The sequence below is a fragment of the Komagataeibacter melaceti genome (assembly GCF_003403295.1).
Taxonomy (GTDB): Bacteria; Pseudomonadota; Alphaproteobacteria; order Acetobacterales; family Acetobacteraceae; genus Komagataeibacter; species Komagataeibacter melaceti.
In genome coordinates this window covers 1-19,442 of the sequence record NZ_QUWV01000044.1, presented here as the reverse complement: position 1 = coordinate 19,442, position 19,442 = coordinate 1, and the positions used below count along the sequence as shown (strand labels likewise).

Below are 19,442 nucleotides of genomic sequence, written 5' to 3'. Positions count from 1 at the left end.
GGAAGAAGCGCCACCGGCTGTTGCCGGACGGCCCGGCTGCGGTACGGGGGATGGCGTGGGGGAGGGTGGCTGGGCTTCGGCTGGCTTGCGTCGTCTAAACAAAGTTACCCCGCTTGATTATGCTGCGGCGGAACGTGGTGTTCCGTCTGGATGGAGGTCACGCTTTCGGGCTGGTTGCAGGCTGCTGCCCCCTGTATCGGTTATACGCACCCCGATCATGGCGACAAGGGCGTTGAGGGAAGGTGTCGTGAAAACATCATACATTGCGCCGGTTAACCGCCAATGATAGCGATGCCTCCATCATGCGCGATATTTGAGGTTATTTCGTGGCGGACGGACGCCATGGCCGCGTACGTGACGGATCAATAACGGGTAGTGGAACAGAATATGGAAAATTCGGGACAGGCGGCGGAGTGCCGGTTTGATCTGCTGGGCATCGGCAACGCGATAGTTGATGTGCTGGCACCGGTGGAAGCTGCCTTCCCGCAGCGCAATGGCATGACACCCGGCAGCATGACGCTGATCGACGCCGCACGCGCCACGGCGCTGTATGGCCAGATCCGGCGCGAAAAGGAAATGGGCGGCGGCTCGGCGGCCAATACCTGCGTGGTGGCGTCCAACATGGGCGCGCGCGTGGCCTATCTGGGCAAGGTGGCGGATGACGCGCCGGGTCAGGCCTTTGGCGCGGACATGCAGGCGGCGGGGGTGTATTTCCCGTCCGTGCCGCTGCAGGGTGACGAGAGCGTGAACAACCCGACCGCGCGCTGCATCATTCTGGTCACGCCCGATGGCCAGCGCACCATGAACACCTATCTGGGCGCGTGCGTGCGCTTCGGGCCGGAGGATGTGCTGGCCGATGTGGTGCGCGCCTCCCGCGTCATCTACATGGAGGGTTACCTGTTCGACCCGCCGGCGGCGCAGGAAGCCTTCCGCACCGCGGCGCGCATCGCGCATGACGCGGGGCGCAAGGTGGCGCTGTCGCTTTCGGACCGTTTCTGCGTGGACCGCCATCGCGCGGCGTTCCATGACCTCGTGCGCGGGCATATCGACATCCTTTTCGCCAATGAGGATGAAATCTGCGCGCTGTACCAGACCGATGATTTTGATGAAGCCGCCCGCCGCGCCGCCGCCGAGACGCATTTTGCCGTCCTGACCCGTTCCGAGCGTGGCAGCGTCATCATCCAGGGCCAGCAGCGCATCGTCGTTGACAGCGTGCGCACCGAGGTTGTCGATACGACCGGCGCGGGCGACGCCTATGCCGCGGGCTTCCTTGCAGGCTGGACATCGGACCGGACGCTGGCGGAATGCGGGCGGCTGGGCAGTGTCGCGGCATCGGAAGTGATCTCGCATTACGGCGCGCGCCCGCTCATGAACATGCGTCAGGACATGGATTTCTGATCCACAGGCCCCCTCTACCGGGCCTTTTGCAGGGGGTGTGACGGGGTTGTGCGCGAAGTTTCGCGTGCAATCCGCGCCCTTCCCCGTTATCTACGCACCCACCAGCCACCCAGTCCGCCGCCGCATGCGCGGGTGTTGCCCGCATGTGCCGCCGCGCCCTTATGGCGTCCGCCAAGGAAAGTCAGGTCAAGAGCAGTTATGGATATCCGCAATATCGCCATTATCGCGCACGTCGATCATGGCAAGACCACACTGGTCGATCAGCTTCTGAAACAGTCCGGGTCCTTTCGTGAGAACCAGCACGTTGCCGAACGCGCGATGGACAGCAACGACCTGGAGCGTGAGCGTGGCATCACCATCCTGGCCAAGTGCACGTCCGTTGTGTGGAAAGATACCCGCATCAACATTATCGACACCCCGGGCCATGCCGACTTCGGTGGTGAGGTCGAGCGTATCCTGAGCATGGTCGATGGCGCCGTGGTGCTGGTCGACTCCGCCGAGGGCGCGCTGCCGCAGACCAAGTTCGTGGTGGGCAAGGCGCTGGCGCGCGGGCTCAAGCCGATCGTGGTCGTGAACAAGATCGACCGTGGCGACGCCCGCCCCGATGAAGTGCATAACGAGATTTTCGACCTGTTCGCCGCCCTTGGCGCGAATGACGAACAGCTCGACTTCCCCATGCTGTACGCCTCTGGCCGTCAGGGCTGGGCGGACACGGAAATCGACGGCCCGCGCAAGGACCTGTCGCCCATGTTCGACCTGATCCTGCGCCATGTCCCGCCGCCGGCGGTGAACAAGGACGCGCCGTTTGCCATGGTCGCGACCATCCTGGAAAACGACAACTTCCTTGGCCGCGTGCTGACCGGGCGTGTGGAGCAGGGCACGGCGAAGATGAACATGCCGGTGCATGTGCTGCGCCCCGATGGCACGGTTGTGGAAACCGGCCGCCTGACCAAGCTGCTGTCCTTCCGTGGCCTTGACCGCGTGCCGGTGGAAGAGGTCGAAGCCGGTGACATCGTGGCCGTGGCCGGCCTGTCGGAAGCGACGATCCCTGAAACCATCGCCGCCCCCGAGGTGAAGGAGCCGCTGCCCTCCACCCCCGTTGACCCGCCGACGCTGTCCATGACCTTCCGCCTCAATGACGGCCCGCTGGGCGGCCGCGAGGGCAAGAAGGTCACGTCGCGCCAGATCCGTGACCGCCTGTTCAAGGAAACGGAAGGCAACATCGCCATCCGCGTGTCCGAAAGCCCCGAGAGCGAGGCCTTCGAGGTCGCGGGCCGTGGCGAACTGCAGCTTGGCGTCCTGATCGAGCAGATGCGCCGCGAAGGTTTCGAACTGACCATCGGCCGTCCCCGCGTGCTGTTCCGCACGAACGAGGAAACCGGTGAGCGTGAAGAGCCGTTTGAGGAAGTCCTGATCGACGTGGACGAGCCGTATTCCGGCGTCGTGGTCGAGAAGATGGCCCTGCGTAAGGGCATCATGCAGGACATGCAGCCTTCGGGCGGTGGCAAGGTGCGCCTGAGCTTCCTCATCCCCTCACGCGGGCTGATCGGCTACCATGGTGAGTTCCTGACCGACACGCGCGGCTCGGGCATCATGAACCGCCTGTTCTCGGGCTATCAGCCCTATGTCGGTCCCATCGCGGGCCGTCGCAACGGGTCGCTGATTTCGTCCGAGGATGGCACGACGACACAGTATTCCCTGTTCTCGCTGCAGGATCGTGGCACCCTGTTCGTCGATGCGGGCGAGAAGGTGTATGTCGGCATGATCATCGGTGAGCATTCGCGCGAAAACGATCTGGAAGTGAACCCGATTCGCGAAAAGAAGCTGACCAACATCCGCGCCGCGGGCAAGGATGAGGCCCTGCTGCTGATTCCGCCGCGCAAGATGAACCTTGAGCAGGCCATTGCCTATATCGAGGATGACGAACTGGTTGAGGTCACGCCCTCCGCCGTGCGTATCCGCAAGCGTTACCTTGACCCGCATGAGCGCAAGAAGCGTGAGCGTTCGGGCACGGTGGACTGATTTTCCGGCCCTGCGCCCCTGGCTGCAATCTTAAGTAATGTTTCAGTGCTTGAGATTGCGGTCATATTGGGGCAAAACTGCGATGCTCCCAGAATATTTAGGAATTTTAATTCGAGACGGCTTTCCTGCGTTATGATACAGCAGGGAAGTCAGGTCGGATGCCTTCATGCGCCCGTCTGGCGCATTGGAACAGAAATCCTGTGTTCTGGAGTATTTTTATATGATCGTTTCTCCCCGCCGTATTCTGGCCGCGCTGTCCGCTGTTGCAGTCATGGGCGTTGCCGCTCCCGTCATGGCGCAGACCGCTGCCGAGCCGACCACCCCGGCCGTTTCCGCCCCGCCGGCCACGCCCGACGCCGCTGCTCCCGGCGCGCCGGAAGCTGGCGCCAAGAAGGAAAAGCACCACAGCGGCAGCCATCACCATGGCAGCCACCATCATGGTGAGAAGAAGGAAGCCGCCCCGGCTGCACCGCAGCAGTAATCGCGGCCTGTCCATGACCGGCGCCATTGCGGCGCTGGTTGTGGCGGTTAACAAAAAAGCCCGGTTCATACCGGGCTTTTTTTATGTCTGGCATTATCCGCCCGGGTGTCAGGCTGCGGCGTAGCGATCGGGCGACAGGTCGAGGCAGGGGATGTCGGTGCGTCGGCCGCTCATCCGGTCCGCCAGCACCCGGCCCGACCCGCAGGCCATGGTCCAGCCCAGCGTGCCATGGCCGGTATTGAGCCACAGGTTGGAAAAACGCCCCGCCGGACCGATGACCGGCGTGCCATCGGGCGTGCTGGCCCGTAGGCCGGTCCAGTACGCCCCCTGCGAGAGATCCCCCCCGGCCCCGAACAGTTCCGAAAAAGCCAGTTCCAGCACCGCGCGCCGGTCGCGGCGCAGCCGCAGGTCATAGCCCGCCAGTTCCACGGTGCCGCCAATGCGGATGCGGTCCCCCAGCCGGGTGATGGCGACCTTGTGCGTGTCATCGCAGATGGTGGAAATCGGGGCGCGCGCCGGGTCTGTCACCGGGATGGTGAGCGAATAGCCCTTGGTCGGGTAAACCGGCAGCCGCATGCCCAGCGGGCGCAGCAGCAGCGGTGAATAGCTGCCCATCGCCACCACATAGGCATCCGCCGTCATCCGCCCGGTGGAGGTGCGCACGCCGAGTATTTCGGTGGCGGCGGCCTCAAGTGCTTCAATGGATGTTTCAAAATGGAAGGTGACGCCCAGTTCCGCCTCTGCCTTGGCGGCAAGACGCTGGGTGAACATATGCGCATCGCCCGACTGGTCACCGGGCAGGCGCAGCCCGCCACGGAACAGGTGCCGGTTTTCCCCCAGCCCCGGTTCATGGCGGGCGATGTCGTCCGTGCTCAGGAATTCATGGGCGATGCCGCACTGGTCGAGCAGCTTCATGTCGCGCGCGCAGTGGTCAACCTGGCGCTGCGTGCGGAAAAGCTGGATCAGGCCGCGCTGCCGGTCATCATAGGTAATGCCGGTTTCCTTGCGCAGGGCGTCAAGGCAGTCACGGCTGTATTCCGCCACCCGCAGCATACGGGATTTGTTGATGTCGTAGTCATGCGCGTTGCAGTTGGCCAGCAACTGCTCGATCCAGCGCAGCAGCGCCAGATCAGGGCGGGGGCGGATGGCGACGGGGGCCTTGCGGCTGAACATCCACCCCAGCGCCTTCAGCGGCAGGCCCGGCTCCGCCCATGGCGCGGACAGGCCGGGGGAAATCTGGCCTGCATTGGCAAAGGAGGTTTCCAGTGCGGCGGCGGGCTGGCGGTCGATGACCGAGACCTCATGGCCTTCCTTCGCCAGGTACCAGGCCGTTGTCACCCCGACCACACCCGCGCCCAGAACGATCACCTTCATCGCAGCATCCTCCCTTGCGTCATCTTCTGTGGGGGATGCGCCTGCGGGGGAAAATGGTCAACCGTTTCTGTTATGACATGGCGCGATGGCGGATATCAGCCCGCGGGCACGCCCTTGCTGGTGGAATATTCGAAATGCAGCGCCGTGTCGGGATGCACGATGGGGTGGATGGCATGGGCGGCCATCGCCCCTTCGGTAAAGCCCTGCAGGATCAGTTTGAGCTTGCCCGGATAGGTCGCGATGTCACCCACGGCGAAGATGCCCGGCAGGCTGCTCTCGCATGTTGAGGGGGTAACGGGAATGGTGCCGCGTATGGTATCCAGCCCCCACTGCGCGATCGGCCCCAGATCGGTCGCCAGCCCGAAGAAGGGCAGCAGGTGGTCGCACGCGACATGCCTGACCGTGTTGTCGAGCGTTGCCAGATCCACGCCGGTCAGCCGCCCGTCCGTCCCGTGCAGGCCGTGGAGCTGGTAGCCGATGATCTTCCCGATCTCGCCGCGCGCCACCGCCTCGTCAAGCTGGCGCAGGCTTTCAGGTGCCGCGCGGAAGCGGTCGCGCCGGTGCACAAGCTGCACGCTGCGCGCGACATCGCGCAGGGAGAGCGCCCAGTCCACCGCCGAATCCCCGCCGCCCGCGATCAGCACGTCCTTGTCCGCAAAGTCCGCGCGGCGGCGGACAAAATACTGCACGCCCCCGCTGCGCTCATAGGCGTCCAGCCCCTCCAGCGGTGGCCTGTTGGGGCCGAACGCCCCGGCTCCGGCGGCGATGATGACCGCATGGGCATGGATCACGTCGCCACTGCTGGTGCCAAGGCGGAAGCTGCCGCGCGTGCCCTCCAGGCTTTCCACCCGGCGGCCCAGCAGGCGCGGCACGTCAAACGGCGCGATCTGGCGGTCGAGCGCGTCAATCAGCGCACCACCCTCGATCGCGGGGTGGGCGGGAATGTCATAGATGGGTTTTTCCGGGTACAGCGCCGCGCACTGGCCGCCGATTTCATCAAGCGCGTCGATCAGGATGCATTTCAGCTTGAGCATGCCACATTCAAAGGCCGCGAACAGCCCGGCGGGGCCTGCCCCGATAATGGCGACATCGGTGACGTGTGTGGGGGTGGAGGGCATGGTCATGTCCGGCTCTGGTGTCCCGCAATCCATGGTCTGGTTGAAGCGTGTGTCGGCTGTGGTTTTGCGGCGTTGTCCGCACATGTGCAAGTCCCGGCCATGCTGTTTTTCGCTGCCACCCGCGCGGCCCGGCGTGGCCCCTTGTGCATGGGCGCGGGGTGGGGGCACAATCGGGCCATGGTCCACACCCCTTGCAGGAGCCGCGAAAAGTGACGGACATGCGTGAAATTCCCCTGCCGGACGCCCATGCCACGGCGGCGCTGGGCCGGGCCATCGCGGCCCTGCTCCGGCCGGGCGATGCGGTGCTGCTGGAGGGGGACCTGGGGGCAGGCAAGACCACGCTGGCCCGCGCCCTTCTGCGCGCGCTGTGTGATGACGCGGAGATGGAGGTGCCCAGCCCGTCCTATACGCTGGTGCAGGTCTATGACGCGCCGGTGGCCGAAGTCGCGCATTTTGACCTGTGGCGTCTTGACGGACCGGATGGGCTGCATGAACTGGGATGGGATGATGCCTGTGAGGGGATCGTGGTGGTGGAGTGGCCCGAGCGTCTGGGCCCGCTTACGCCGCCGGGCGCGCTGCGCGTGCACCTGCTGGTTGATGCGGCGGGTGGCCGGACCGCGCGCCTTGCCGGGTGGGACGCCCGGATTGCGCAAGTGGAAAATCTGTTGAGTGGAGATGCATCATGGGCGTGAATATCCCCGCCACCGCCATGGTTTTCGCTGCGGGCGTCGGGCGGCGGATGCGGCCGTTGAGCGAATCGGTGCCCAAGCCGCTCCTGACCGTGGCGGGCCAGCCGATCCTTGACCACCTGCTTGACCGGCTGGAGGCAGCCGGGGTGGGGCAGGTCGTGGTCAATGCTCACTGGCAGCCCGATGCCATCCATGCGGCCCTGCAGGCCCGCGCGGCCAGCGGGCGTGGTCCCCGGACGGTGGAACAGGTGGAGCCCGACCTGCTGGAAACCGGCGGAAGTGCCGCCGCCGCCCTGCGTGCGGGGCGGCTGGGGCCGGACCCGTTCTTCCTGCTCAATGGCGATGTGATGTGGCTCAACGGCCCGGTTCCCGCCCTGCGCCGGCTGGCGGGCGCGTTCGATCCCGACGGCATGGACGCGCTGCTGCTGCTCGGCCCCATGACCCGTGCTTTTGGCGAGGTCGGGCATGGTGACTTCGCCGTTGACGTGCATGGCAGGCCCCGCCGCCCCCGTGCGGGTGAGATCACGCCCTATGTCTTCACGGGTGTGCAGATCGTCTCGCCCCGCCTGTTCGCCAGTGCGCCGCAGGGCGGGTTCAGCATGAACCAGCTATGGGACCGTGCCATCGCGGCGGGCAGGCTGGGGGTGATCGTGCATGATTCGCTGTGGTTCCACCTGTCCCGCCCGGAGGACATCAGGGCTGCGGAGCGCGTGCTCCAGGCGGCCATGAACCCGGACCCGGACAATGACATATGACCGGGCGCGAACCGCAGGGCGTGTGTGGCCGCGTGGCGGTCATCCCGCCCCATGTGCCCTTTGTGGACCAGATCGCGGCACGCTGGCTGGAACAGGCCGGACATGACCCGCAGGCATGTGGCGAAGGCCTGATCCTGCTGCCCAGCCGCCGCGCCGCCCGCGCCCTGACTGAAGCCTTCGTGCGGCAGGTCGATGGCCGCCCCATCCTGCTGCCCCGTATCGCACCCATTGCTGCGCTGGATGAGGCCTCGCTTGCCCTCTCGGGTCAGAGCGCGCTGGACCTGCCCCCCGCCGTTGACCCCATGCGGCGCGTGGCCACGTTGACGCTGCTGGTCATGCAGGCGGGTAAGGCGTTTGGTGATGTGCAGGGCGTGGATCAGGCATGGCCGCTGGCGCGCGCGCTGGCTGACCTTATGGATGAAGCCGAATGGGCCGAATGTGACCTGTGTGACCGCCTGCCGCTGGCGGCGGATGGTGATTTCGCGCGCCACTGGCACCTGACGCTGCGCTTCCTGTCCATCGTGACCCGTGTCTGGCCTGACTGGCTGGCCGAACAGGGGGTGATGAATCCCGTCGCCCGACAGACCGCCCTGCTGCACGCACAGGCGGCGCGCTGGCAGGCCAGCCCGCCGCCGCCGGGCTACCCCGTATGGGCGGCGGGCTTTTCCGATGCCGTGCCCTCCACCATCGCCATGCTGCGTGCCGTGCTGGACCTGCCCGATGGGCTGCTGGTGCTGCCTGGTGTGGACATGGCGTGCGCCGATGATGTCTGGGCGCACCTGCCCCCCGACCACCCGCAGGCGGGCACCGCCCACATGCTGGCGGAACTGGGCGTGGAGCGTGCATGCATGGAACAGTGGGACAGCCTGCCCCCCGGCTGCGTGGCCAGCAGCCCCCCGGCGCGCGCCGCCCTGCTGTCACGCGCGCTACTGCCCGCCCATGCGCTGGAACAGTGGCGCGCGCCCGATGGCCCCGTGGGCGCGCAGGGCCTGTCCGTGCTGCGCAGCACGGACCAGCAGGAGGAAGCCGCCGCCATCGCCCTGGTATTACGGCAGGTGCTTGAGCAGCCCGGCAAGCGCGCCGCCCTTGTTACCCCTGATCGCGCGCTGGCCGGGCGCGTGGCGACGGAACTGGCGCGCTGGGGCGTGCTGGCCGATGACAGCGCAGGCGAAAGCCTGCTGGCCGTGCCGCAAGCCGCGTTCGTGCGGCTGATCGTGCAGGCGGTGGATGGCGGGCTTTCGCCCGTGGCGCTGCTGTCGGTCATCAAGCATCCGCTGGCGGCGTGCGGGCTTTCACCGGGGAACTGCCGCGCCAGCGCGCGCCAGCTTGAACGCCTGGTGCTGCGCGGCCCGGCGCCGCCGCCCGGCATTGCGGGATTGCGCGGGGCGCTGAAACGCGCGGCGGAAGACCCGCATGGCGCACTGGCCGACGCCCCTGATGCGCCGGAGGAAATCAGCGCGTTCATCACCCGGCTTGAAACGGCTTTCGGCCCGCTTCTGGCTCTGCCGCGCGCCACGCTGGTGCCGGTGCCCACACTGCTGGCTGCCCTGGTCGAGACCGCGCAGGCGCTGGCCACCACCGACACCACCGACGGGGCCGACCGGCTGTGGGCGGGCGAGGAAGGCAACGCGCTGGGCCAGCATATCAGCGCCCTGCTGGCATGGTCGGACGTGCTGCCGGACTCCCGGCTGGGTGCGCTGGATGGGCTGCTTGCGTCCTCCCTTACGGGCATGACGGTGCATGGCCGGCGCGCCGTGCGCGGGCGTGATGGCACGATGGTACACCCGCGCGTGCTGATCTGGGGCCTGCTCGAAGCCCGGTTGCAGACAGCCGATACCATCGTGCTGGGCGGGCTGGTGGAGACCGTCTGGCCCCCCGCCACCGATCCGGGGCCATGGATGAGTCGCCCCATGCGCGCACGTGTCGGCCTGCCCTCGCCTGAATGGGGGATCGGGCAGGCGGCGCATGACTTTGTATCCTGCGCCTGTGCCGCGCAGCATGTGGTGCTGTCGGTGCCGTCGCGGCGGCAGGGGGCGCCCACGGTGCCCGCGCGCTGGCTGGTGCGGCTTGATGCCTATCTGGCGGGCCACGGGCGGGCGCTGCCCGCCCACCCGGCGCTGCGCTGGCTGGAATGTCTTGACCGCCCGCCGGGCGCGCCCATGCCGGTTTCCCCGCCCCGGCCCTGTCCGCCGGTGGGGCTGCGGCCGCGCAGCCTGTCCGTGACCGAGATCGAGACATGGATGCGTGACCCCTATGCCATCTATGCCCGGCGCATCCTCCGGCTGCGCCGCCTTGCGGATCTGGAGGAACTGGCCGACGCCGCCGATTACGGGCAGATCGTGCACGCGGCACTTGAACACTGGTTCCGCGCCCATCCATCCGACTGGCCCGAAGGGGGGGCGGAGCGGATGCAGGCCATGTTTGCCGATGTGCTGCGTGAAAGCGGGCTGCGTCCCGCCCTTGCCGCATGGTGGGGCCCCCGGCTTGAGCGCATTGCGACGTGGTGCGCGACGACGGAGGCCGCGCGCCGCGCCACGGGTGGTCCCCGCACGGTGCTGACGGAGCAGGCCGGGCGCATCCGGCTGGAAGACCTGCCCGGCGGCCCGTTCACCCTGCGCGGGCGCGCGGACCGGATCGACCTGTATGGCGACGGCACCCTGAGCCTGTTCGATTACAAGACCGGCACGCTGCCCGCGCGGCGCAGCGTGGTGGAAGGCTGGCAGTCGCAGCTCGTGCTGGAGGCCGCGATGATTGAAAGCGGCGGTTTCCCGCCCCCCGTGGCAGGCAGGGTGACGGAGCTGGTGTACTGGCGGCTGACTGGCGGCCATGTCCCGGCCCAGGTGCTGGAAGTGGCGCAGGGAGAGGAACTGGCCGAACTCATTGCCGGGTGCCGCGCGGGGCTGCGCGCGCTGGTCACGGCGTATGACAACCCGGACCAGCCCTACCTGTCCCATCCCTTCCCCGGGGAGGAGCCGCGCTTTGCCGATTACGCGCATCTGGCGCGCGTGGCGGAATGGAGTGCGGCGCGTGAGGAGACCAGCGGATGAACGAGGCCGTAATGCCCGGCGGCACGGACGCCATCGGCCTTGCCAACCGTAGCCAGATGCTGGCCTCGGACCCGCGGGCCTCGGTGTTCGTGTCGGCGTCAGCGGGAAGTGGCAAGACCAAGCTGCTGATCGACCGGCTGCTGCGCCTCATGCTCCCGCGTGAGGTGCCTGACCGTGAAGGCACGCCAACCCGCGTGCCGGGCAGCGACCCCGCCCGTATCCTGTGCCTGACCTTTACCAAGGCGGCGGCGGCGGAAATGTCCATCCGCCTGCAGAACCGCCTTGGCCAGTGGGTCATGCTGCCCGATGCGGAGCTGGACAGGGAACTTGCCCGCCTGTCGGTTCCGGCGGATGCGCAGACGCGCCGCGTCGCGCGTGAACTGTTCGCCCGCGTGCTGGACCTGCCCGGTGGCATGCGCATTGGCACCATCCATGCCTTCTGCCAGTCGCTGCTGCGCCGTTTCCCGGTCGAGGCCGCGATCAGCCCGCATTTCACCCTGATCGAGGAAACCGATGCACGCCTGGCCCAGCGCGCGGCGGTGGAAGATGTGGTGCAGCGTGGCGGCCCGGCCGTGGCCATGCTGGCGGGGCAGGTGGGAATGGGCGAATTCACCACGCTGATCGGCCATCTCCAGGCCCAGTCGCGGCGGATGCTGCCGGTGGCGCGCCGCTGGGTGAGCGATCGCGCGGGGGTGGAGGCGGCCCTTATGCGCCTGCTGGGCATAAGCGGGCGTAACGAGACCGAGATACTCCGGCAGGCCTGTGCCACCATTCCTGATGAGGATGAATTGCGCGACGGGCTGCGCTATGTCGCGGCTGAAGGTTCGCCCACGGTGCGCAGGCAGGCCGAAGCCATGCTGGCATGGCTGGGCTTGGATGTTGAAACCCGTGCGGCACAGTGGGCCGAGTGGCGCAACGCGCTGGTCACGCGCGACGGCGCGCCACGCAAGCGCGGCGGCCTGAACCCCAAGATGGAGGCCGCACGCCCCGCACTGGCGAACGGCCTGCTGGCCGAGGCCGAACGCGTGATCGGGATTGATGGCCAGTTGCGCGCCATTACCGTGTTTGCACTGACCTGCGCGCTGCTGGACGTAGCGCAGCCGGTGCTGGAGCGCTACGCCACCCGCAAGAGCGCGCAGGGCATGGTGGATTATGATGACCTGATTGACCGCACGCTCGACCTGCTGCGCGATCCGGGTGCGGCGTGGGTGCTGTACAAGCTCGATGGTGGCATCGACCACCTCCTGCTTGATGAGGTGCAGGACACATCACCCGACCAGTGGGCCATCGCCGGTGGGCTGACGGCGGAATTCTTTGCCGGGGAAGGCACGCACGATGCCGATGGCTGCCCCCGCACCATCTTCGCGGTGGGGGATTACAAGCAGTCGATCTACTCCTTTCAGGGGGCGGACCCGGCGGCCTTCCGCGCATGGCGGCAGCGCTTCCGCCAGAGTGCCGCGGCAGCCCACATGCCATGGCGTGAACCGGCGCTGACCGTCTCGTTCCGCTCCACGGCGCCCGTACTCCGGCTGGTGGACAGCGTCTTCGCCCATCCCGCCGCCGCGCGCGGCGTGGTGGAGCCCGATGGCACCATTCCCGCCCATGTCACCGCCCGGCCCGGGCAGGGCGGGCGTGTGGAAATCTGGCCCCCCGTGCCCGTGGTGCCGGATGAGACGGATGTCAGCCCGTGGGCGGCACCCCGCCTCAATGCCGGGCAGTCCACTGCGCAGCAGCGTCTGGCGGATACGCTGGCGGGCTGGATCGCGGCCGAACTGCGCCGCCCGGCCCCGGCGGGCGAGGCACCGCTGACCCCGGGGGATGTGCTGATCCTCGTGCCGCGCCGTTCCGCCTTCGCACGGGCGCTGATCCGTGCGCTCAAGACGCAGGACGTGCCAGTGGCGACACTGGTGCGCACCGTGCTGACCGACCAGCTTGCGGTGCGTGACCTCATGGCGCTGTGCGCGGCACTGCTGCTGCCGCAGGATGACCTGACGCTGGCCTGCGTGCTGACCTCCCCGCTGGGGGGGCTGGATGATCCCTCGCTCATGCAGTTGGCCACCGGGCGCGATGGCCAGCCATTATGGGCGGTGCTGCGCGCCCGCCATGCCGAACGGCCTGACTGGTCCGCCGCCTGGCATGTGCTCAACACCCTGTTCCGGCAGGTGGATTACGCAACGCCCTACCAGCTTCTGGCCGAGGCCCTCGGCCCGCTGGGTGGCCGCGCGCGGCTGCTGGCCCGCCTTGGGCCGGAAGCGGTGGAGCCAGTTGATGAACTGCTCTCCGCCGCCCTGCGCTTTGAGGAGACGCACGCCATCTCCCTGCAGGGGTTCCTGCACTGGCTCAACGCATCGGATGAAACGGTGCGCCATGAACCCGATGCCTCGGCCAACATGGTCCGTGTCATGACCGCGCATGGCGCGAAGGGGTTGCAGGCGCGGCTGGTCATCCTGCCCGACACCATCGCAACACCCCGGGCCGATACCGGCGTGTTATGGAAAACTGACGACCGGACGAAGCTGGATATCCCGATATGGGTGCCCCGGCGCGAACTGGTCACGGACCTGACCGCCGCCCTGCAGGAAAAGATCAGGCAGGACGCGGCGGAGGAATATAACCGCCTGCTTTACGTCGCCCTGACCCGCGCCAGCGACCGGCTGGTCATTTGCGGCTGGGAACCCCGCCGTGGCGTGCCGGACGGATGCTGGTACGACCTGTGCCGGCAGGGTTTTGAAAGCGCGGGCGCACGTGCACAGCCATTTGATCTGGGCTGGGAAGGGGAAACCCTGGTGCTGGAGGAAGAGCGCGTAAGCCCGTCCATGACCGGCGGCCCGGCACAGGCCGCAGCACAGCCGCCATGCCCGCCCACCCCGCCGCTGCCCGAATGGATGGGTCAGGCCCCGCTGTGGCAACCCGTCATGCCGCCGGTGGAGGCCCCGCTGGCCCGCCCGCTTGCGCCAAGCCGGCCGGACGACATTGCCCTTGGCCCGCAGCCCGCCGTTCGTTCCCCGCTCCTGTCCGCCACCACGGTGCGTGACCGGGCGGATGCGGCCAGCCACCGCGCGCGTGCGCTGCAACGCGGCCAGCTTGTGCATGCCCTGCTGCAGTACCTGCCGGACTGCCCGGTGCCCGAACGCGCGGCGCTGGCCGATGCGTGGCTGTCCCGCCCGGCGGCAGGGCTGGAACCCGCGGCGCGCGAGGAACTGGTGGCGCAGGTTCTGGCAGTGATGGACAGCCCGGATCTCGCGGTCCTGTTCGCACCCGGCAGCCGGGCCGAACAGCCACTGGCCGGTATTGTGGGCCAGCAGGTGATCGTGGGGCAGGTGGACCGGATGGCGGTGGGTGCGGATACGGTCACAGTGTGTGACTTCAAGACCAATCGCCACCCGCCAGCCGATGTGGCCCATACTCCCGTGCTCTACCTGCGGCAGATGGCGGCCTACCGCGCGCTGCTGCGCGGGGTCTATCCGGGGCGGCGGGTCGTGTGCGCGCTGGTCTGGACCGAAGGGGTGCGCGTTGACATCCTGCCCGCCACCCTGCTTGACCGCAATGCGCCGGACCGGGTGGGGACAAAGGACGGGGCGCAGTCTTGACCACCCGCGCCAACGTGGCCATGTCAGTAAAACAGCGGGCAGCCCCGGCTGCCACAAAGGAGAGATGAAGCGATGAGCGAAAACACGATTGCCGTCAGTGATGACCAGTTCAAGAAACTTGTTCTGGAATCAAAGGAACCCGTTCTGGTTGATTTCTGGGCGGAATGGTGTGGCCCGTGCAAGATGATTGCCCCGGCGCTGGATGAAATCGGGGCCGAGGGCAAGGGGAAGCTGACCGTCGCCAAGGTCAACATTGATGAAAACCCCCGCACGCCCAACGATTACGCCGTGCGCGGCATCCCCACGCTGATCCTGTTCAAGGACGGCGCGCCGGTCGCGACCCAGACAGGCGCCATGCCCAAGAGCCAGCTCAAGGCATGGGTCCAGAGCAAGCTGGGCTAAACACCGGACAGGCGTATATGTGGCCCGTCAGTGGGCGCGGGCCACATCCGTCCATGTCGTGGGGATTGCCCCGGCATGCGCCAGACCGGAGCGGAAGCCGGGCGCGCACAGCGTGCGGAATTCCGCTTCGTGTTCATAGGTCGGCATGAGCCGCTGGAGCAGGCGGTTCTTTGCCGTGGCCGGATGGAAATAGATTTCCGACAGCCCATCGGGCAGGTGGGCGGCCAGTGCCGAGACGCGCTCGGTCGTCATATGCCCGCTCCATGCCAGCCCGAAGCACGAATCATTCGTAACCAGTCCCGCCTTGCGCGCCTGATGGCGCAGCAGCGCCGTCCAGCGCCGTAGCGCCGCATCGCCCATGGTGTCGGTATAGGTTCCGGCGGCATAAAGCGGCTCGGGCGGTTCCAGTGGCACGCGCACGGCGCGCAGCCCGTGGCGTAACCCGCTTTCAATCAGGTAACGCCCCACCGTGGGGTGCAGGTGCATGTGCTTATGGGCATTGGCATGGTCCAGCGCCAGGCCGGTGGCGGCGAAGGCGCGGAACTGGGCCTCGATTTCCGCGGCCAGTTCGCGGCGCACGGCGGGGCGGAAGAAATACTCGATCCCCAGCTTCAACTGGTCCGAGGGGAACTGCCCGTCCTGCGGCACCAGCAGCGGTATATCAGCAGGCGGCAATGTAGCCGGGCCTTCAATCGCGACAAGGTGCAGCCCGACCCGCAGGTCCGGCAGCTTTTTCGCGCGGCGCACGGCATCGGCCACGGCAGGGCCAGCCACCATCAGGCTCGCGGTTGACAGCAATCCGTCCCGATGGGCGATCTCGATGGCTTCGTTTACTTCTTCCGACAGGCCAAAGTCATCGGCGGATATGATAACGCGCTTCATGGTGGAAAACCGGATGGCTTGAAAAAACAAATGCCGGAACCCGAAGGTCCCGGCACAAAGGGCATGGCCCGATCAGGCGGCGCGGCGTTCGCGCAGGAACTGGAAGAACTCCACCCCTTCACGCAGGCGGCGCTTCATCATCTGCGGGCTGCGGACCATCTCGTTCACGATCGAGGCGATCTTGGGCGCGCGGAAGTAGAACTTGCGGTAGAATTCCTCCACGCTCTGGAAGATTTCCGTGTGCGACAGGTGCGGGTAGTGCAGCGGTGCGATCTGCACGCCGTTATCGTCGATCAGTTCGGCGTTCTTTTCATCCAGCCAGCCATTCTCGGTCGCCTGCTTGTGCAGGAACGTGCCGGGATAGGGCGCGGCCAGCGAGACCTGCAGCGTGTGCGGGTTGATCTCGGTGGCGAACTTGATGGTTTCCTGAATGGTCTCCTTCGTCTCGCCCGGCAGGCCGAGGATGAAGGTGCCGTGGATCTTGATGCCCAGTTCGTGGCAGTTCTTGGTGAACTCACGCGCCGTCTCGACGCGCATGCCCTTCTTGATGTTATGCAGGATCTGCTGGTTACCGCTTTCGTAACCGACCAGCAGCAGGCGCAGGCCGTTGGCCTTGAGCACTTCCAGCGTCTTGCGGGGCACATTGGCCTTCGCGTTGCACGACCATGTCACACCCAGCTTGCCCAGCTCTTTGGCAATCGCCTCGGCGCGGGGCAGGTCATCGGTGAAGGTGTCGTCGTCGAAGAAGAATTCCTTCACCTGCGGGAAATACTGCTTCGCCAGGCGGATTTCGGCCGCCACATGCTCGGGGCTACGGGTGCGGTAGTGGTGCCCGCCCACCGTCTGCGGCCACAGGCAGAAGGTGCAGCGCGACTTGCACCCACGACCCGTATAGATCGAGATGTAGGGGTGCATGAGGTAGCCGATGAAGTAGTCTTCAATCTTCAGGTCGCGCTTGTACACCTCGGTCACGAACGGCAGGCTGTCCATGTCCTCGATCATGGCGCGGTCGCGGTTATGGACGATCTTGCCATCGGCGTCGCGCCAGGAAATGCCATCGACATCCTTCCAGTCGCGGCCTTCCGCCATTTCCTTGATGGTGAAGTCGAATTCGTTGCGCGCCACGAAATCGACCGGCGGGGCGTTCAGCAGGCTTTCTTCCGGCTGCACGGCAACCTTCGCGCCGACCATACCGATCTTCACCTTCGGGTTCGCGTCCTTGATCATCTGGGCCACGCGCACATCCGACGCAAAGGACGGGGTGGAGGTGTGCATGATGACGAGATCGCGGTTGCGCACGTCTTCCAGGATCGGCTCCATGCCCATGCGCGCGGGCGGTGCGTCGATCAGGCGGCTGCCCTCGACCATCGCCGCCGGCTGCGCCAGCCACGTCGGATACCAGAACGACTTAATTTCCCGCTTGGCCTGATAGCGGGAACCGGCCCCACCGTCGAATCCGTCAAACGAAGGCGGCTGGAGAAACAGGGTTTTCATCATGCTACGCGTATCCTCGGGTTCTGGCGGGGAACGGGGTTCCCTTATGACCCGTTCTTATTGATGACAAGGTGGTATTCTACAGCAGTTCAACCTGCCAGCGGGGGGTCAGTCACCGGGGGAAGCCGGCTGGGATCGTGATGTCATAACCGAATGCGGTGTGACATGCATCGTCTGTCCGCGCCACGCAACCCGGGTGCCCGTGACACTGCCCACCATGACTGCGGCCGATATCCAGTCACGCAGCGGCAGGAGCAGTAACGGCAGCAGGCTGCGCTGCGCCAGCGCCCGGTCCAGGATGAGCGAACATACCGCCCGCCATCCCCAGGCACCAAGAAAGAAAAACCATGTCCATGCCGCATGTGGCGCCAGCAGCACGGCCACGGTGGCCCAGAACAGGGGCAACTGGATGGCCGAGGCGGCATAGCCAATCGGCTCCAGCGTCTTGACGGTGCGGCCCCAGCGCAGTTCATGCGCCAGCACCTCACGCATCGCCGTCTCGCCCACCGTGGTCCATGTCATGCACGCGGCAATGGCGATGTCCTTGCCCCGGTCACGCACGTAGCGGCCCAGGATCGCGTCATCGGCCACATGGGGCACCAGGGCCTCAAGCCCGCCGATCGCATCGAGCATGGAGCGGCGCAGCGCCATGGTCGCGCCAAGGCAGTCCTGCCGCCCCAGATAGCGCGACAGCATCACGCCGGGCAGGAAGTTGTGGTTGATCTGGCACGCCGCCAGCAGGCGCGGCACGGAGGGGGAGGCCGGAAGCCCGGCATAAAGCGTGGTGACCAGGCCGACATCTGGCGGCACCAGCGCGCCCACCACATGGCGCAGGTAGTCGGGGGCGACGTGAATGTCGGAGTCGGAAATGACCAGCACATCATGCTTCACGCGGGTCATGATGTTGATCAGGTTGCCGATCTTGCGGTTGATGCCATGGAAGGTGGGGTCAATCACCAGTTCCATCTGCACATCCGGGTGGCGCTCCATCAGGCGGCGCACGATGGGGATGGCGGCATCTTCCTCGGACTGTACGCCAAAGACGATCTGCATCTGCGGATAGTCCTGGGTACAGAAGCTTTCCAGCGCCTCCTCCAGCAGCGGTTCATCGCCGTGGAGGGGCTTGAGCACGGAGACCGGTGGCATAGGCACCGACCGGTCCACCCGTTTTTCCTGCCAGCGGAAACGCGAGACCAGAAAAGTGCCTAGCGCTGCCTGCATGCACCCGGCGGCCGCAACGGTTGCGGCCAGTCCGGCGGGTGAAACAAGAGCGTTGAAAACAGACATTATCTTTCCGGCAAGGTCCCGCGCATGGTGCTGATCAGAAAAGGGTATCGGGGAAGGAGGGTATCAGTCTTCCGAGAACGCCTTGATTTTTTTCTGTAGCAGATTTGTGAGTTTCTGCACATTCCCGCTGGCCAGCGCGGAGCTGAAATCGGCACGCTGTGCGGCGACCTGGCTGATATGGGCGTTGAGCAGCACGTCAACGATCTGCCAGCCCTTGGGGCCAGAGCGCATCACGTAGTTGATTTCCGTGCCGCTCGGGTCATCGGATGAGCCGATATGCGTTATAACGATACGGTCGTCACCAACGGGGGAGGGGGTCACGCCCGGCTCGATGGTGAAGCGCGCGTCGCTGCCCGGCTTGAAGCTGGAAACATAGCGGGCGATGGTGAACTGGCGGAACGTGCTCAGCAGGGCCTGCTTCTGGTCATCGGGCAGCCCGGCATAGCGCGGCCCGACGGAGGAGGCGAGCACCGCTTCTATGTTATAGGCATGGTCGATGGACGGGGCCAGCATCTGGGCGCGCTGCTCGAACGTGCCGCTACCCTTGGCCTGCACGCGGTCCAGTGCCGCGTAAAGCGCCTTGATCGGTTCCTGCACCTGCGCGTCGCTCGCGCTGGCGGCATGGGCCGCGGGAATGGGGAAGACGGCAGGAATGACCGGTGCCGCCATAAGTCCGGCGCACAGCGCCAGCGATGTGGTTTTCAGGACATGTTTCATAGCTGTCATGATTTCGGTCCGTTTGCTGTCTTTAGCAAGGGCTGCGTCATGCTGATTCCGACACCCAGCGCATCGAGTGCGGTATTGGTGATGGCTACGGCATCAAGCCCGGCCTCATGGTACTGCGCGGCCTGGGTGTTGTGGTCGATGAAGCGGTCGGGCAGCGTCATGGGGCGGAAACGCACG

15 protein-coding genes are annotated in these 19,442 nt (G+C 66.4%); 8 read left to right on the top strand and 7 right to left on the bottom strand.

The annotated features are described in order from the left end of the window. The first annotated feature begins 387 nt into the window (after window positions 1-387). The 3 genes from DY926_RS05855 (at window position 388) to DY926_RS05845 (ending at window position 3,901) form a co-directional block, all read left to right on the top strand. Window positions 388-1,398 (top strand): adenosine kinase, encoded by a 1,011-nt coding sequence (locus DY926_RS05855; protein ID WP_116702518.1) that lies wholly within the window; start codon window positions 388-390, stop codon window positions 1,396-1,398. Window positions 1,399-1,596: 198 nt separating this feature from the next. Continuing rightward, on the top strand, window positions 1,597-3,420 hold the full coding sequence (typA, locus tag DY926_RS05850) for a translational GTPase TypA (protein WP_116702514.1): 1,824 nt from the start codon (window positions 1,597-1,599) through the stop codon (window positions 3,418-3,420). Window positions 3,421-3,640: 220 nt separating this feature from the next. Beyond that, a complete protein-coding gene (locus DY926_RS05845; protein ID WP_116702517.1) occupies window positions 3,641-3,901 on the top strand; it encodes a hypothetical protein in 261 nt (86 codons plus the stop codon). 108 nt (window positions 3,902-4,009) lie between these two features. Here DY926_RS05845 and DY926_RS05840 read toward each other — a convergent pair whose 3' ends face one another. Both DY926_RS05840 and DY926_RS05835 read right to left on the bottom strand, forming a co-directional pair. After that, window positions 4,010-5,275 carry a D-amino acid dehydrogenase gene (locus DY926_RS05840; protein ID WP_116702513.1) on the bottom strand — a complete coding sequence of 422 codons (1,266 nt, stop codon included), beginning with the start codon at window positions 5,273-5,275 and terminating at the stop codon, window positions 4,010-4,012. Between the two features lie 95 nt (window positions 5,276-5,370). After that, the gene (locus DY926_RS05835) at window positions 5,371-6,399 is read right to left on the bottom strand and encodes an NAD(P)/FAD-dependent oxidoreductase (RefSeq protein ID WP_116702512.1); all 1,029 of its coding nucleotides are present in this window, start codon (window positions 6,397-6,399) and stop codon (window positions 5,371-5,373) included. Window positions 6,400-6,611: 212 nt separating this feature from the next. Here DY926_RS05835 and tsaE point away from each other — a divergent pair, with 212 nt between their 5' ends. From tsaE to trxA, 5 genes are all read left to right on the top strand, one after another. After that, window positions 6,612-7,085: a tRNA (adenosine(37)-N6)-threonylcarbamoyltransferase complex ATPase subunit type 1 TsaE gene (tsaE, locus tag DY926_RS05830; protein ID WP_116702516.1), complete on the top strand. Its 474-nt coding sequence runs from the start codon at window positions 6,612-6,614 to the stop codon at window positions 7,083-7,085. Then, window positions 7,076-7,837, top strand: a complete 762-nt coding sequence (locus DY926_RS05825) for a nucleotidyltransferase family protein (protein WP_116702511.1) — start codon at window positions 7,076-7,078, stop codon at window positions 7,835-7,837. Before tsaE ends, DY926_RS05825 begins: the two co-directional genes overlap by 10 nt. Next, entirely contained in the window at window positions 7,834-10,884 is a 3,051-nt protein-coding gene (gene addB, locus DY926_RS05820) for a double-strand break repair protein AddB (protein WP_116702510.1), read from the top strand. Before DY926_RS05825 ends, addB begins: the two co-directional genes overlap by 4 nt. Next, window positions 10,881-14,474, top strand: a complete 3,594-nt coding sequence (gene addA / locus DY926_RS05815; protein ID WP_241503077.1) for a double-strand break repair helicase AddA — start codon at window positions 10,881-10,883, stop codon at window positions 14,472-14,474. Before addB ends, addA begins: the two co-directional genes overlap by 4 nt. Window positions 14,475-14,546: 72 nt before the next feature. After that, on the top strand, window positions 14,547-14,876 hold the full coding sequence (trxA, locus tag DY926_RS05810) for a thioredoxin (RefSeq protein WP_116702509.1): 330 nt from the start codon (window positions 14,547-14,549) through the stop codon (window positions 14,874-14,876). Window positions 14,877-14,903: 27 nt separating this feature from the next. Here the strand turns inward: trxA and hpnK are convergent, their stop codons facing one another. The 5 genes from hpnK to DY926_RS05785 form a co-directional block, all read right to left on the bottom strand. Continuing rightward, window positions 14,904-15,758, bottom strand: coding sequence for a hopanoid biosynthesis-associated protein HpnK (gene hpnK / locus DY926_RS05805; RefSeq protein ID WP_116702508.1), 855 nt, complete (start codon window positions 15,756-15,758; stop codon window positions 14,904-14,906). Between the two features lie 72 nt (window positions 15,759-15,830). Continuing rightward, complete coding sequence (hpnJ, locus tag DY926_RS05800; protein WP_116702507.1) at window positions 15,831-17,255, bottom strand: hopanoid biosynthesis associated radical SAM protein HpnJ; 1,425 nt, start codon at window positions 17,253-17,255, stop codon at window positions 15,831-15,833. Window positions 17,256-17,360: 105 nt separating this feature from the next. Continuing rightward, a complete protein-coding gene (gene hpnI / locus DY926_RS05795; RefSeq protein ID WP_116702506.1) occupies window positions 17,361-18,539 on the bottom strand; it encodes a bacteriohopanetetrol glucosamine biosynthesis glycosyltransferase HpnI in 1,179 nt (392 codons plus the stop codon). 63 nt (window positions 18,540-18,602) lie between these two features. Then, window positions 18,603-19,265, bottom strand: a complete 663-nt coding sequence (locus tag DY926_RS05790; RefSeq protein WP_116702505.1) for an ABC transporter substrate-binding protein — start codon at window positions 19,263-19,265, stop codon at window positions 18,603-18,605. Further along, a partial coding sequence (locus tag DY926_RS05785) for a hypothetical protein (protein WP_148707742.1) occupies window positions 19,262-19,442 on the bottom strand: 181 nt, incomplete at its 5' end. The genes DY926_RS05790 and DY926_RS05785, both read right to left, overlap by 4 nt.